We start from the raw sequence: 14,730 nt of genomic DNA, 5'->3' as shown, positions 1-14,730 counted from the left end.
CAAGATTCAGACGGATGGCGCCAATCTGGCAAGCACGCTCGAAGCGCCCTTGATCGGCATGAACAGTCGAGTCTGGTACCGGATGATCTCGGTGAAACAGCCGTGAGCCTTGTACCAGTCAAGACGGGCTACGCTCCATCCGGTCAGCTCAATTCGCTGTGAGCCATTGACCAGACTGCGCTTAACCGTGAACTGCTCGCGGCCCCGGAATTCCATGGCACGGCCAGTCGCCAGAACGGTCTGCACGAGGTCCTGCGGCGGTCAGGCCTCAATCAGCCAAAGGCCCCTCCCCTCTTCCTGATGGAGCAGGCTTTAACGCCCGGTACCGCTGAGGCTTGATTGATCCGAAATCTGCGGACATCCGATCATCGGGCACGGTGCGGCTTGATCATTGCTGCGTATTTCGTCGGCTGACAAAATTGCCAGGAAAATTGCCTCGATCAAAATCGTCGGCATGGCCCGAAGGGGCCGTTGCTGGCGATAACTGGAGCAGGGTTTCGTCATGGCTGCGTGGCGTCGACCCGGAACCAGTCAATGTCGATCGCGCCACCGCCGCCCCTGCGATCGGAATAGGTGAACAATGCAGGGCGTGAACCGCGCCACCAGCTGAAGCGCGACAAGGCAATCGGTTGACCAATGCCGACATAAGTGTCGGCGCCGTCGCGCCGAAAGCTGTATGCCACCTTCTGATCGGGTCCGACCTCCGCCCGCAAGATGATTGCCGTTTCCGTCAACACCGGACCAGGCGTTTCCACCCCCGCATCCGACAGGATGATGCGCCGCTTGCCCCCTTCCTGCCGGATGCCGATCCAGCTCGGCCGAACACCGAACAGGGAAAGTCCGGCACGCTGACCATCGACCATTCCGCTGACATCGATCCGCGTGGTCATCATCATGCGCGGACCTTGCAGCATCTGCGTCAGTGTATTGCGTGCAGTCGTCAGATGCTGGGCCGCGCCGGCCGAAAGCCGCAGATAACCGGGACGTGCGTTAAGGCTCCAGCGCTCCGCATCCGGATTATGGTTCCATTGCCATTGCAGACCCAGTGGTCCGTTGAATTCATCCGATGTCTGCATCGTCATTGGCTGCGGGCGGCCGCCAACATTGGGCCGGGCATGGCGAGCCACCGGTACACCGGCAGTCGCTCCAGGCTCGGCCTGTCCCACGACCGGCCAATCATCCGCGCCCCATGTGACGGGTTGCAGATGAACGATTCGTCCAAAGGCCCCGGTCGAATTGAAGTGTGCAAACCAGCCTTGGCCGGCTGGCGTTTCCACCCAGCCGCCCTGATGCGGGCCCGCCAAATCCAGCGGGCCGCCGGGCTTCAACACTTCGCGGTGTTCATATGGCCCGCGAATGTTCCGCGATCGAAGCACCGCCTGCGGACCTGTACCCACACCGCCGATGGGCGCCCATATATAGTACCAGCCATTTCGCTTGTAGAGCTTGGGGCCCTCCAGGATCGGCAGGGCCTGCCGGTCCTCGGCAATGACGATCCCGTCATCGAGGACAGCGGTGCCATCTGCAGTCATTCGGCGCAGCACGAGCGGCCCTGCCCCGACCTTGCCATGCACCAGCCAGGCAGAACCATCCTCGTCCCAGAACGGACACGGGTCCTCCAGCCCTGCGGCAACGATCACATGGACAGGCGGGGTCCAAGGGCCTGCGGGATCCGTCGCCGTCGCCATGAAGACGCCTTCGTCGGGCGTGGCCCAGTAAACGAAAAACTTGCCGTCATGATGCCGGATCGAAGGTGCCCATACGCCACTGGCATATTTGGTGCCGCCAATGGGCTTTGACCGGGTGTCGTCGATCAGATGCGGTCCCGGCATGTCGTACAGGGGACCGAACGGCAGGCGCGGGAGAACATGGCCGATGATGCGCCATGTTACCAGGTCTTGAGAATGCAGCACGGGAATGCCGGGCGACAGGTGGAAACTCGACGAGACCATGTAATAGTCCCGCCCGACCCGGATCACGTCCGGATCGGAATAATCGGCGTGAATGATCGGATTGGTATAGTCGGTCGACTGACCCGCAGCCGGATGCCAGGCTGCGGCAAGCACGATCAGCGCTGCGGCATGGATCATCCGGTTCATGCAGCGCTGCCCAAGCTATTGCCATATCCGATGATGACGGTGGCAAAGACCAGCAGCCCGACGCCAGCCCAGACGGTTGCTCGAACCTTGGATGCCGCGCCGCGCCATTCCTTCAGCGCAAAGCCCCATAATGTGCCAAAAATGATGATCGATGCCATGTGCAGCGTCCAGGACGAAAAGCCATATTCGCCCATCTGGCTTTCGCCCATGGTGTAGAAAAAGAACTGAAAATACCAGGCGGTTCCGGCGATCGCGCAAAGCACGAAGTTCAGGAAGAGTGGCGGGCGGTCTGGGCCGGCCGCCACTGCATTGGCCGGCAGCGGTGCGGGCTTGCCGACCCATTGCCCGGCTGACCGGTTTCGAACGATGAGGATGGCACACCACACGCCATTGGTCACGAGACCGCCCAACATGACAAGGCACAGGACCGGCAAACCAGTCCACAGCGGCCCTGTACCGTGCGCGGCGCTGATCGCCTTGATCGGCTCGCCAGCGGCGAGGCCAAAAGCAAAACAGGCCGACATGATCCCGGAAAACACCGCGACCATCAGCCCTTTTCGAAAGTCGAATTCAGCGACCGATGCGACCCGCTCCGCTTCGGACAGGGTACTGTCCTTTGCCGAGCCAGCACGCGCGACCACGGCAATCCCGATTGCCGTCACCGCAAGACCAAGCAGGGTAAACTGCCCGGCCGGCGTACCAAGAAGGCGCGGCGCAAATTCTCCGTTGAAGATCGGCGGGATCAGGGTACCGAACACGGTGCACAAGCCCAGCACCACGGCCATGCCCAGCGACAGGCCAAGGTAGCGCATGGTCAGGCCGTAAGTCAGTCCGCCAAACCCCCATAAAATGCCGAAAAAAATCGGCCAGAGCAGCACAGGCAACGGCGCCTCGCTGAGAACGGCAAGCAAATCTTCGGTCTGAACCGAAGCGAACAGCCACGGCGCAATTGCCCAGGAAAAGATCCCGCCGGTCAGCCAGTATATCTCCCATGACCAGCGCTTGACGCCCCGATAGGGCACATAGAAGCTGGCAGAGGCGAGTCCACCAAGCCAGTGGAACAGGACACCCATCACCGGATTGCCCATTTACTCAATCTCCATCTGCTTGGGGTGGGTGCCATTGGCGGTGCCTGTCGACATGGCCCGCCCCGACATTTCAAAATCGGCAAAGGGTGCAACGCTGGTCGAGCGGTGAACCAAGTCGGCAATGGTCCCCGTCGAGGGGATCAGGGCCTCATCAGGTCGGCTGCGCCAGGCAAGCGGACAGCTCATCGTTGATCTTGATGCATGCTGGCGCTGCCCTCCCCATCGACCATCTGATCACGCGCGTCCGGATGTTCGCGGCCGGGGCCGGTTCCGCTGTTGACTTTTCACATGATGAGACAGAATGTTATTAAATGGAAAGTGCGGCGTCAAACCATCATTCCGCGATTGCGCATGCTGGTTGCTGATTTTGGGTGCCCGGCAATGCACTTATCGCAGGGTGGCGCTGGTGTGGCTGATGCGGGCGGCTTTGCTACACTGGAAGAGACTGCCATGGAGTGCCGCGCCAGAGCCGATCGCAATCCAGATGGCCAGCGTTTCAGAATATGAACCGATCAGACCGCATCCATTGGTGAGATCATGACCCAGATGCCCGCCCTGTTCCATGTCGATCCGCGCGACCATGTCGGAACTGCCCTGCGCGATCTGGCGCCGGGCGACCGGATCGATGATATTCTAATCGGGCAGCCAGTGGCCAGCGGGCACAAGGTGGCGGTTCGCCCTGTCCTGGCCGGGTCTGCGGTGCTGAAATACGGATTCCCGATCGGCACGGCGACCAGCGACATTGCGGCGGGCGATCATGTCCACACCCACAATCTGTCGACGGCGCTGACAGGGACCGGCAGTTATGCCTATAGTCGGCAGGCCGAGGCAGCGTCGGCGATCCGCGAAAATCGCAGCTTTCTGGGCTATGCGCGAGGCGATGGCTGGCCGGGTGGCGGGGTCGGGACACGGAACGAAATCTGGGTGATACCAACCGTCGGCTGTGTAGCACGCACGGCAAGCAAGATTGCCGAGCGCGCCAATGCACGGCATTGCGGCAAGGGCGTAGACGGCGTTCATGCCCTCACCCACCCCTTCGGCTGTTCCCAACTTGGCGATGATCTTGACGGTACAGCTGCCATCCTCGCCGCGCTTGCGCAGCATCCGAACGCCGGCGGCGTGCTGCTGATCGGGCTTGGCTGCGAAAACAATCAGCTTGATGGCCTGATGGGCCGCATCGATCCTGCCACCTATCCGCGCATCCGGACCTTGCGCGCACAAAGTGCATGCAACGAACTTGCCGAGGGTGAGGCGCTGGTCGACGAACTTGTGGCAATCGCTGCACATGCAAGGCGAAGCCCTCAGCCGCTCTCTGCCTTGTCCTTGGGCGTCAAATGCGGGGGATCGGATGGGTTGTCAGGACTGACCGCCAATCCGCTTGTCGGGCGGATGAGCGACCAGGTCGCTGGCGCGGGAGGCAGCGTCATCCTGACCGAGATCCCGGAAATTTTTGGCGCCGAGCATCTGTTGATGCAACGCGCGGACAATGACGCTGTTTTCGATGCGATTGTCGACGTCGTGAACAGGTTCAAAGCCTATTTCACCGCGCATGGCGAGCCAGTTTCTGAAAATCCGTCACCCGGCAATGTGGCGGGCGGCATTACCACCTTGGAGGAAAAGTCGCTTGGCGCAGTGCAAAAGGCCGGCCGGGCCATCGTGACCGACGTCATCCCCTATGGTGCCAGGGTCTCGCGGCCGGGGCTGACCTTGCTGGAGGCACCCGGCAACGATGCGGTCTCGTCCACTGCGCTGACAGCGTCGGGCGCAACGATCATTTTGTTCACCACGGGTCGCGGCACGCCGCTCGGCTTTCCGGCGCCGACGGTCAAGGTGGCATCCAACACCGCGCTGGCCGAGCGCAAACCTGGCTGGATCGACTTCGATGCCGGGCGTGTGCTTGACTGCGGGATGGAGGCGGTAGCCAACGATTTCCTGGACAAGATCGTTGCCATCGCAAGCGGCGAACAGACAGCGGCAGAACGCAACGATGAACGCGAAATAGCCATCTGGAAGCGGGGCGTCACGCTGTGATCCGGTTGATCGCGCTGGTGCTGGCCATCATGGTTCAGCTCGTCATTGCCGAGGCAGCAGTCGCCCGGACGACAAACAAGACTAGCCGGATTGATCGCAAGGCACTGGTCAGCCGTCACACCGTCGAACTGACCCGCATCGATCCTCATGCGCCAATGATGGTCGGCAATGACAATCTGGGCTTCACCGCAGACATTACCGGCACACAGACGTTTGCCGACGCGTATTCGCCCTTGGTCCCGATGCTGACCATGGCCCAATGGAGCTGGCATAGCTTTCCAAATCCTGCTGGATATGCAGAGCGCGACGGCTGGGTCGATGTCCCCATGCCCGGGGGGCGGACAGCGCCGTTTCCGTGGATCCGCGACTGGAAGGAGCTGGATAGCCGCCCGGCGCTCAAATGGCTGCGCGAAAATCCCCACCGGTTTGGAATGGGCCGGTTATCGCTGATCCTGAAGCGCAGCGACGGCACCGATGCAACGCTGAACGATCTGACCGAGACACGGCAGAAGCTCGACCTCTGGACCGGCGTGCTTCACTCCAGCTTCCGCCTTGAGGGTGTTCTTGTCAGGGTGGAAACGCGGGTCCGCGCCGATGCGGACACGGTTCTTCTCAAAGTCAGCTCGCCGTTGTTGGCCACCGGGCGCGTCAGGATCTCGGTCCGGTATCCCGGCGTTCACCCCCGCATCAACCCGGACCCTCAGGACTGGGACAACAATGATGCCCATCGCACGATGGCGGTCGAACGCAGCGCCGGCCACATCATCGCGGAACGGCGACTGGATGGCACCTCGATCTGGGCCGGCATTTCTGCGGAGGGCGGCCGAATCAATGATGGCGGCCCGCACCGCTTTGTCGTCAGCGGCAGCGGCGATACCGTCAAGGTGCAGATGGGTTTTGCCCCGGAACGAGCGGCCATCGACATTGCGAAGTTTGACCAGGCGGCGGATATGGCCGACCGAGGCTGGCGCTCCTTCTGGCAATCAGGCGGGGCCATCGACTTTTCGGGCAGTACCGATCCCCGGGCCAGTGAACTGGAACGTCGGATCGTGCTCTCCCAGTATCTGGCGCGCATTAATGCCAGCGGCGCCTATCCTCCGCAGGAGGAAGGATTGTTCTCGAACAGCTGGAACGGCAAGTTTCACCTAGAGGTCACACCGCTTCACACGGCGCATTGGGCAACATGGGGTCGGCCGGATCGGCTCGAGCGAACGCTTCGCTGGTATCTCGATACGCTTGACGAGGCGAAGGCAATCGCCCGGCTGCGCGGGGTGGAGGGTGCATGGTGGACCAAGATGTCGGGGCCGAATGGCTGGAATAGCCCGTCGACGATCAACCCGTTCATCTTGTGGCAGCAACCGCACCCCATCTGGATGGCTGAGCTTGCCTATCGGGCACGGCCGGACCGCGCCATTCTCCTGCGCTATGCCGGCCTTGTCGAGGAAACAGCCAAACTGCTTGCGACCCTGCCCCACCGCGACGCCAGCGGCGCCCTCGTGCTTGGTCCGCCTGTCGTGCCGGCACAGGAAAACCATCCGCCGCTGACGACGACCAATCCGGGCTTCGAACTCGAACAGTTCCGGTTCGGGCTGATCCTTGCGCAGCGCTGGCGGGAACGGCTGGGGCAGCCCCGCAGCGCGGACTGGGACAGGGTGATCGCCGATCTTCCGTCGCCGCCAACAGGGGATGGTCTTTACGTCCCGGTCGCACCGGGTGCTGACGACTTCTGGGACATCACGCGGTCAGCTGCGTGCAGCCGCAACGCCCATCCGCCGAAATGCCTCAACCGCGATCACGCAAGCTTTTTGATGTCCTTGGGACCGATCCCGGGCCGCGTCGACCCTGATACCATGGCCCGGACCCTCGATGCAGTCGAACACCACTGGGATCTTCGTCAGCTCTGGGGATGGGACTTTCCGATCATCGCAATGACCGCCGCCCGGCTCGGTCAGCCAGATGCGGCGGTTGACTGGCTGTTTCTCGACCAGAAGAACAACCAGTGGCAAGCCAATGGCATGACACCGCGGGTTCATCTGGAGGGCGAGACGCAGCTGATCGGACCGGCTGCTGCGCAGGCAGCGACTGGCCCGGACGGACCCGGTTATCGCCGGGCAGCTGAAACCTATTTCCCGTCGAACGGCACGCTGTTACTGGCGGTGGGCATGATGGCCGCTGGGTGGGAAGGCAGCAACGGCCCTGCGCCCGGGTTTCCGAGCAAGGGCTGGACCGTTCGGGCCGAGGGGATCACCCCCCTGCCCTGATCCTGTTCTTCGAAGCGACGACACAGGCAGCCGCGGCGTCAAAGGCGCCTGTCCTGCCCCCCAGCGAGGCCGGCTCCCTCAATCCGCCCGTGACGCAGTGGCGGGTTCGGCAAGCCAAATGCCTGCCCGATGGACCGCGGCGATATGCTTCCTTCAAGCAGCTGCGGCAGGGCAGATGGGATCAGCGCGCCTGCAGGCTTTGTTAAAAGCTGCGATTCAGCGGACCCTGCATCCGGCCATCCGGCATGAACCGATTGGCAAGGCTGGACAGGTCAGTCACCTTGCGGGTGACCAGCCCGGATGATCCGGCGGGCACGCGCAAGCGGAACAGATCAGCCCCAGCTACATCGTCGAGCCAGATTGCAGCACGGGGATCCGGCTTGGCGACTGCAACCTCGACATTGCTGATCTCCACATTGCGCGCGTGACGCACGTAAAAGCCTGTCGCAGGCAGGTCTCCGAACATTGGCGCTTCGGGATAGCCGAGTTCATTCTCTGGCGGGTTCAAATTCGTCCATGCAGCAGGAGCGCCCCCGACATGATGCAGGTAGCAGTCGCTGATCTTCAGGTCTTCAATCGGATGTCCGGCAAGCCCGGCAATGACCGACGGCAACGGATTGGCGTTCGAGCTCGTCACGTTCTGGATCAGAATGCGCTTCATTGTGCCGATGGGCCGGCCTTCCGGTCCACGCATGCGACGCCCCAATCGCATGAAGATCGGCGCGTTGACGGTGCCCCGCATGGTGACATTGGTGACCGTGATATCTTCCACCACGCCGCCATCGACCGTCTGGAATGCCAGACCCCGGCTGTCATCGAACAGGCAGTTCGTGATGGTGATGTTGCGGAACCCGCCATTGGTTTCGGTTCCGAATTTGATCCGGCCATGGATCAGTGGCGCGAAATCGGGGGGCATCCTCTCCCACGTCCCCCCCAACACCGTGCCGATCTTGTAATTGCCGGCGACGAGACAGTTTGAAATCGTCACGTTTTCAGTGATCCGCGGCTCTCCAAGTGCATAGCTGCTCTTTGGGCAGATGGCATCGTCATAGGGCGAATTGACCGTACAGTTGGTCACCCGGACATTGCGGCAACAATCAATGTCGAACCCGTCGCGGTTGGTGTCGCACAGCACATTGTCGATCGTGAGATTGTCGACACCCGTTGCCAGCAAGGCAAACCAGCCACCCTCCAGCATCTTGAAGTCGCGCAGCAGCACGCCGCGGCAATTTTTAAGGGCAATCGCCTTGTTGCCGGTCCCCGGCCCGTTCGGATCCTTTAGCCAGTCGTCCTTGCCATCCCCCCGGCCAAGTCCCTTGCCCCAAATAAGGCCCTGCCCTTCGATCGAGATGTCATTCAGATTCTCGCCCCAGATCAGGCTGTTCTTCCAGTGGCTGTGGCCGAAATCCTGGTATTTGTCCCACGGATTGGGCTCCGCCAGATCATAGCCGGTTTCACCGACCGGATCGGCTGCCAGGATTGTTGCACCCTGATCGAGCCAGAGGGTAATCCGGCTGCGCAGACGGATCGTGTAGCAGGGATAGAGGCCTGCGGGAAAATAGACCGTGCCACCGCCGCGCGCCGCCGCGTGATCGATCGCCCGTTGAACTGCAGGGGTATCGATCGTCTTGCCGTCGCCCTTGGCCCCGAAATCGCGGATATTGGCTACCGGTCCCGTTGGCCCCGGCCGCGCCATCGCCCGGGCGGGGTGAAAACCGACCATTCCAGCGCCTAGCAGCCCAAGGCTGCCCAGAACCATGGTACGCCGATCGATCAGCATCGCGTTCATCCTTTTTGTTTCGTGCCCGACCCTGCAAAAAAGACGGGGGTCGCGACCATAGGCGCGACCCCCGGAGGGGGGTTAGATCAAAAGCGGAAGCTGGCGCCCATAAAGAACTCCGTTCCAAGCACGTCATAGGTCGCAGACCAGGTGTTGGCGTTCGGCCCCTGGGTGGTGATCGGCGGATTGTTGTTGAACACATTGTTGGCACCGCCAAACACCTGCACGCCATTCGTGATGTCATAGGTGAACGAGAGGTCGATATAATTCTCCGCGCCAAGCCGCGGATAGGGAATGGTGTTCAGTGCCGGCGGCGTAGTACCTTCCCGGCGCAGCGGAACGATATACCGATCCGTGGTGACCGGCCCCAGATACCGATGACGCAACGACAGGCCGAGGTCCTCTATCGTCCAGGTCACGCGGGTCTGCCCCCGCCATACGGGAAGCGGCTGACCACAAGTCGGTCCGAATGAACCGGCGCAGAAATTCTGGATGTCCGGAAAAGCAGCGACCGGCGTCGAGGTGAAGTCGTTCAGCCACGTCCAGTTGGTGGCGATGTCCACCCGGCTCGTCTCGCCAATACCGGGCAGGCCAAAGCCCAGATCGAACCGGTAACGCAGTGCAAAATCAATGCCCGAAGTACGCAGCAGACCGGTATTGGCGTTCAGCACCTGGACCACGAACGGATCGTTGATTTCGCCCGTTGCCGGGTTGCGGTTTACTGCCTGGCAAAATTCGGAATTCACGTCCTGAATCACATTATAGCACAGGTTCAGCGTGTTCTGCAGACCGCCGCCCAGCGCGGCAACCGCGCCTTCCAGAGCAATGTCGAAATAATCGACGCTGACCAGCAGGCCCGGCGCAAATTGCGGGGTCAGCACCACGCCGACCGTATAGGTATCCGATTTTTCAGCGCCGAGGTTGGGATTGCCGCCGAAATCGGCGCCAAAGATGTTGTTTGGCTGAACGCCTGCGCCAAAGACCTGCCCGGCGGGCACACCGGTTGCAATGCAGAGCTGGCGCACGGCATCGGTTTGCTGGGCTGTTGGTGCACGGCTTGAACACGGATCGGTCGCAACCTGAACGGAACGCGTCAGGCCGCCGAACAATTCGCCGACATTCGGCGCGCGGATTGCCCGCTGATATTGCGCGCGGAACGTGATGTTGCGGTCCACGCGCCAATCAAGACCACCAAGATAGGTCCAGACGCCGCCGATGCCTTCGAGGCTGTAATCCGAATAGCGGAAGGCAGCATTCGCAGTCAGGTTATCGATAAACGGCGTGTTGTGGATCAGCGGCACGCGCACTTCACCGAACACCTCGTTGACCGAGACTGAGCCGGATGTAGGCAGGCCGGGGTTGAAGCCCGCGACATCGCCGGAGGCGAGGAAGCTGTCGGGCTGGAACCGCGCATTGGTCGACCGCCATTCATAGCCGGTGGAAAAGCCGAGCGGCCCGGCTGACAGTTCGAATGCCGTGCCGGTGACACTCGCCTGCGCCACCTGAAGCTCGGCAACCGTGGAGTTGGTCGCGCTGATCCGGATTGCGCTGGCACATGCGTCCGTGATGTTCTGTCCGAAGATGTTGCAGACCGGCGCTGCGGTGCCGTTGGACAGCACCGCCGCCTGCAAGCGGCTGCGCGAGATGGCGTTCTGAAGCAGCAGCGTATTCTCGCTGCGCGCATAGGTATAATATGCGTCGAATTTCAGGTTGGTAAATGCCGTGTCCGACAGGCTTCCGATATCGCCGCGAAGTCCCCAGGTCCCGCGGAAGGTGTTGCGCCGCTCGCTGGCGAGGCGAGGGCCGACCTGGGAGTAGCGCTTGCCGGCCGTGACCAGAGCCAGGCCGTCACCCGGCGTGTTGGTGCGCGAAGCAGTGCCGCTGACCACGGTCGTCGTGCCGGTTTCAGCAAGGTCAAGCTGACGGAATACCTCCTGCAGCTGGGGCGTCAGGTAGGGATTGTTGACGTTGAACAGGGTCGGTGCACCGACATTGGTCGGGGCCAGCCGCGCATTCACCTGGTTGTTGGAAAAGTGCAGCTCCATGTAACCAGTGATGCTGTCCGTGAAATCATAATGTCCAAAGGTGTTGATCATCCAGCGCTCTTGCGGCTGGATCAGGTAATTGTCGGGACCAAGGTTGAAATCGTCCTGAGGCGTGATCTGGGGCCGTGCGGCACGGCCGGCATCATCAAACGTGAACCCGCGGGATCCAAGCGCCCCGAGGCCAGCTGCGGTATAGGCAGCGTTAAGTGCAGCGTTGGCGCCGCCAAAGGCCGGGATGCCGGAGAAGCGGCCATTGGGGATATCGCCTGATCCGCCAGCGACAAAGCCAAGCTCGCCGCCCGCGTTCAAACAGGCCTGGCCGCCGCCGGCAGGGAACGGCTCGCCAGCCTTATCGGGACCGCCCGTACCGGGTCGGACACACCCGTCGTTCAGGGAGAGAAAGGCAAAGCTGCCGCGCTCGCCCCGGGTGATCGCGCCGCGATTGAGATAGTTTGCAGCGACGACAAGGTTGCCGCGCCCATCAGCGAAATTGGTCCCCATCGTCAGATCGACATTGTAGACTGGCGTTCCTGTCGGACGATCGAGATTGAGCTGCGCGCGGGCCTCGACGCCTTCAAAGTCCTCGCGCATGATGAAATTCACGACGCCGGTAATGGCGTCCGACCCGTAAACCGCCGACGACCCGCCCGTCACAATTTCCACCCTTTCGACCAGGGATGACGGAATCGTATTCAGATCGGTTACCTGTTCGGGACCGAAGATCGCAAAGCGACGTCCATTGACCAGCACGAGATTTCGGGTGGAACCGAACCCTCGCAAGTTCACGTCGGCAAAACCGCCCGGTACAGTGTTTGACGTAGCGCTGCCGAACTGGGAGCCAACCGCCTGAGGCAGCTGGGCCAGTGTCTTTTCAATGTTCACATTGCCCGTCAGCTTGATGTCTTCCTGGCCGACGATGCTGACCGGCGTGGATGCCTCGAACCCCGTCCTTGCGATGCGCGAGCCTGTAACGACAATATCGGGCGCCTGGTCAGCCCCCTCTTCTTCGATGCCGGTTGCAGCAGGAGGCGCATCTTGCGCGCTAGCAGTGCCCCCGCATGCCATCATGATTGCGAGAACGGCGGTGCCAGCCGACAACTGGCCAGGACGAACAGCTGCTAAACGGATCATCGAAAGGTCCTCCCCTGTCATGTTGGGATGATGGCATCCCGGGCCGAATGCGGGCTCTGACCATTATTGGTCGGTATTCCCAACATGTGGAAGTTACCGTTAACTTGAGAGCTTTTTGATGTCAAGCCTGCTCTCCAGTGGGACGTGGATATGCGTTTTCTTTGTCGGTTCGCCGCGCAAAAATCACAGGCGTGGAACAGCCCGCCCCGGTCATTCTGATGAACGGCGATCGCAAGCATGAACCACAAGAAGTCGGCGTTCTTGGGCAACTCACCGGGAACGATCGTGCTCGTCGATATAGAGCGAGGCACGACACGGTAGTGGCTGCAAACCTGCGATCGTCGCGGGTGATCGGGCATTCAGATGGGTTGAACATGCGCGCGCGCTCTGATCCGCACGGCTGCCTACAGATTCGCAAAAGCGGCACGAGATCAATGGCTTGAGCCTATTGGACAGTCACCTGCCCGTGCGATCAGCAATTGACCGCGCATGGCTTTTGCGCGAAGTTTTCTCAGATGACCGAAGAAGCTCGCAAATCCGCCAAGTCACCACGGCTGATCGATATTGCGAACCGGCTGAACCTGACCAAGGTCAGCGTATCGAAAGGTCTGCGCGATCATCCTGACATGGCGCCTGCAACCAGCGCTTTGATCAAAAGAACGGCAATGGAGATGGGCTATTTGCCCAACAGACTGGCGCGATCCTTGCGATCGAGCCGGTCAAACCTCGTCGGTCTTGTGGTCCCGAAAATCCGGCACGCCTTTTTCGCCGAACTGGTTGCGGGCGTCGAAGAGGCTGCCTCAGAACAGCGGATTGAGTTGCTCCTCGGCGTGTCGAATGAGGACCCGGTTGTGGAGAGGCGCCATATCGAGACGTTTCTGTCGATGCGAGCTGACGCGTTACTGGTTTCCACGACCGAACATAATCCGCCCGAGCAACAGCAATTTTATCAGGATGCACGCACGCGCGGAACGCCGCTGATCTTTTTCGACCGCCTGCCCACTACCCTGGAACCAGGATGGCCGACGGTGACCATGAACGATGCGGGCGGGGCTCGTACTGCGATCGACGCGGCAGTTGCGCGCGGCTACCGGCGGATTGCACTGATCGGCGGTCCGCTCGCCACGAATATCGGTACTGAGCGATTGCGCGGATATTGTGAAGGGATGGCGCAACACCAGCTGGAGATTGCGGACGGATGGATCGTCGAACGACGGTTTGACGAGCGATCCGGCTATGACGGGTTCCTGTCCTTGTGGTCCGGCAGCAACAAGCCGGATGCGATTCTTTGCGCATCCTATCCTATTGCGCTTGGTGTCATCGATGCGATGCGGCTGCATGCTCCAGAAACTTTGGGGCGTATCCTCATCTTGTTTTTTGGCCTGCACGAACAATTGCGGTTGATGCCGCAACCATGTGTTTGTCTGGTTCAGCCTGCATTGGCATTGGGCCGTGAAGCAATGCGGCTTGCCATTGCCGTACGGGATGAAATGCCAAATGCCCGGTCAAAGCCGCTTGCGATCGAGATCGCAACGGACTGCAACGCACGGCCTTCCTATCAGATTTGAGAGGCCGCCATCGAGGACCTCGAAGCCGCGCTCCTCGGGCAAGGCCTGCCCCGCCTGTCCGGTGAGCTTCATCCACCTTACACCGGGTGCGCCGCAATAGCCCGACGCGGGCATCCAAGCCATGATTAGCCGTCAGATCGAATCGCCTAGCAAACCAACAATGTGAAGGTCTTCATGCGTGATGCGGATTGTGGAGAACAGGGGACCTTCGGCGTCGTGCGGCTGAACGTTACCACAGGCGCTTGATTGCGAACCCGTCGAACAGCGTCTTGCTGGATACCAGCACCATGACCAGCGATCTGGGCTGTCCCGCACTTGATTCCCGCTCAGGACTGTTCCCCCGTACCGGCCGGGGTTCCTGACTGCTTCGAGCAAGCAAGAATGCGTGTAGTGCAGTTAGCAGAGTTGACGCCCAAACGGATGTTGAAGTCAGCTGGCAGGTCACCCGGAACCTTCGGGTAAGTGCCGGCGCTCAAAACCTGTTCGACGTCTATCCTGACGAGAACATCGCATCGACGGTCGCAAGCGTTGCGGCAGGGACGAACGGCGCGGACAATGCCGGGACGCAACCCTATAACGCGATCGCTCCCTTCGGCTTCAACGGAACATCCCTTTTCGTGAGGACCGGATTGAGCTTCTAGGCCGCGTGGCATTCGATCGATCAGCAATGCAGCCCGATCATGGCCTCACGATCTCGATGAGACAGTATGAACCTCAGCCTGTCTGT

General features: G+C 61.1%; 8 protein-coding genes and 1 pseudogene. 3 read left to right on the top strand and 6 right to left on the bottom strand.

The features are described from left to right. Nucleotides 1-6: 6 nt before the first annotated feature. From ACNI3Q_RS00140 to ACNI3Q_RS00125, 4 genes and pseudogenes are all read right to left on the bottom strand, one after another. A pseudogene (locus ACNI3Q_RS00140) lies at nucleotides 7-252 on the bottom strand (strawberry notch C-terminal domain-containing protein); the annotation flags it as partial. A gap of 248 nt (nucleotides 253-500) precedes the next feature. Further along, nucleotides 501-2,099: a glycoside hydrolase family 43 protein gene (locus tag ACNI3Q_RS00135; RefSeq protein ID WP_426273104.1), complete on the bottom strand. Its 1,599-nt coding sequence runs from the start codon at nucleotides 2,097-2,099 to the stop codon at nucleotides 501-503. After that, entirely contained in the window at nucleotides 2,096-3,187 is a 1,092-nt protein-coding gene (rhaT, locus tag ACNI3Q_RS00130) for an L-rhamnose/proton symporter RhaT (protein WP_426273102.1), read from the bottom strand. The genes ACNI3Q_RS00135 and rhaT overlap by 4 nt, the downstream gene beginning before the upstream one ends. Beyond that, on the bottom strand, nucleotides 3,188-3,373 hold the full coding sequence (locus tag ACNI3Q_RS00125) for a hypothetical protein (RefSeq protein WP_426273100.1): 186 nt from the start codon (nucleotides 3,371-3,373) through the stop codon (nucleotides 3,188-3,190). A 360-nt stretch (nucleotides 3,374-3,733) separates the two neighbouring features. Between ACNI3Q_RS00125 and ACNI3Q_RS00120 the strand changes: the two genes are divergently transcribed. Further along, on the top strand, nucleotides 3,734-5,218 hold the full coding sequence (locus ACNI3Q_RS00120; RefSeq protein WP_426274153.1) for a UxaA family hydrolase: 1,485 nt from the start codon (nucleotides 3,734-3,736) through the stop codon (nucleotides 5,216-5,218). Continuing rightward, entirely contained in the window at nucleotides 5,215-7,479 is a 2,265-nt protein-coding gene (locus ACNI3Q_RS00115) for a hypothetical protein (protein WP_426273098.1), read from the top strand. The genes ACNI3Q_RS00120 and ACNI3Q_RS00115 overlap by 4 nt, the downstream gene beginning before the upstream one ends. Nucleotides 7,480-7,681: 202 nt before the next feature. Here ACNI3Q_RS00115 and ACNI3Q_RS00110 read toward each other — a convergent pair whose 3' ends face one another. Both ACNI3Q_RS00110 and ACNI3Q_RS00105 read right to left on the bottom strand, forming a co-directional pair. After that, nucleotides 7,682-9,259: a rhamnogalacturonidase gene (locus ACNI3Q_RS00110; protein WP_426273096.1), complete on the bottom strand. Its 1,578-nt coding sequence runs from the start codon at nucleotides 9,257-9,259 to the stop codon at nucleotides 7,682-7,684. Nucleotides 9,260-9,345: 86 nt separating this feature from the next. Continuing rightward, a complete protein-coding gene (locus tag ACNI3Q_RS00105) occupies nucleotides 9,346-12,372 on the bottom strand; it encodes a TonB-dependent receptor domain-containing protein (RefSeq protein ID WP_426273094.1) in 3,027 nt (1,008 codons plus the stop codon). A gap of 578 nt (nucleotides 12,373-12,950) precedes the next feature. On the opposite strand from ACNI3Q_RS00105, the gene ACNI3Q_RS00100 reads away from it, so the two are divergent. Next, nucleotides 12,951-14,003: a LacI family DNA-binding transcriptional regulator gene (locus tag ACNI3Q_RS00100; protein ID WP_426273092.1), complete on the top strand. Its 1,053-nt coding sequence runs from the start codon at nucleotides 12,951-12,953 to the stop codon at nucleotides 14,001-14,003. Nucleotides 14,004-14,730 lie beyond the last annotated feature (727 nt).

It is taken from the genome of Sphingomonas eleionomae (assembly GCF_049889035.1).
Taxonomy (GTDB): Bacteria; Pseudomonadota; Alphaproteobacteria; order Sphingomonadales; family Sphingomonadaceae; genus Sphingomonas.
The sequence above is the reverse complement of the archived record's forward strand: the minus strand, read 5'-3'. Positions and strand labels throughout refer to the sequence as shown.

Excerpts from the sequence above, each read along its gene's own strand:
- ACNI3Q_RS00135 (WP_426273104.1), bottom strand. The coding sequence starts at position 2,099 with ATGAACCGGATGATCCATGCCGCAGCGCTGATCGTGCTTGCCGCAGCC.
- rhaT (WP_426273102.1), bottom strand. The coding sequence starts at position 3,187 with ATGGGCAATCCGGTGATGGGTGTCCTGTTCCACTGGCTTGGTGGACTC.
- ACNI3Q_RS00125 (WP_426273100.1), bottom strand. The coding sequence starts at position 3,373 with ATGAGCTGTCCGCTTGCCTGGCGCAGCCGACCTGATGAGGCCCTGATC.
- ACNI3Q_RS00120 (WP_426274153.1), top strand. The coding sequence starts at position 3,734 with ATGCCCGCCCTGTTCCATGTCGATCCGCGCGACCATGTCGGAACTGCC.
- ACNI3Q_RS00110 (WP_426273096.1), bottom strand. The coding sequence starts at position 9,259 with ATGCTGATCGATCGGCGTACCATGGTTCTGGGCAGCCTTGGGCTGCTA.
- ACNI3Q_RS00105 (WP_426273094.1), bottom strand. The coding sequence starts at position 12,372 with ATGATGGCATGCGGGGGCACTGCTAGCGCGCAAGATGCGCCTCCTGCT.
- ACNI3Q_RS00100 (WP_426273092.1), top strand. The coding sequence starts at position 12,951 with ATGACCGAAGAAGCTCGCAAATCCGCCAAGTCACCACGGCTGATCGAT.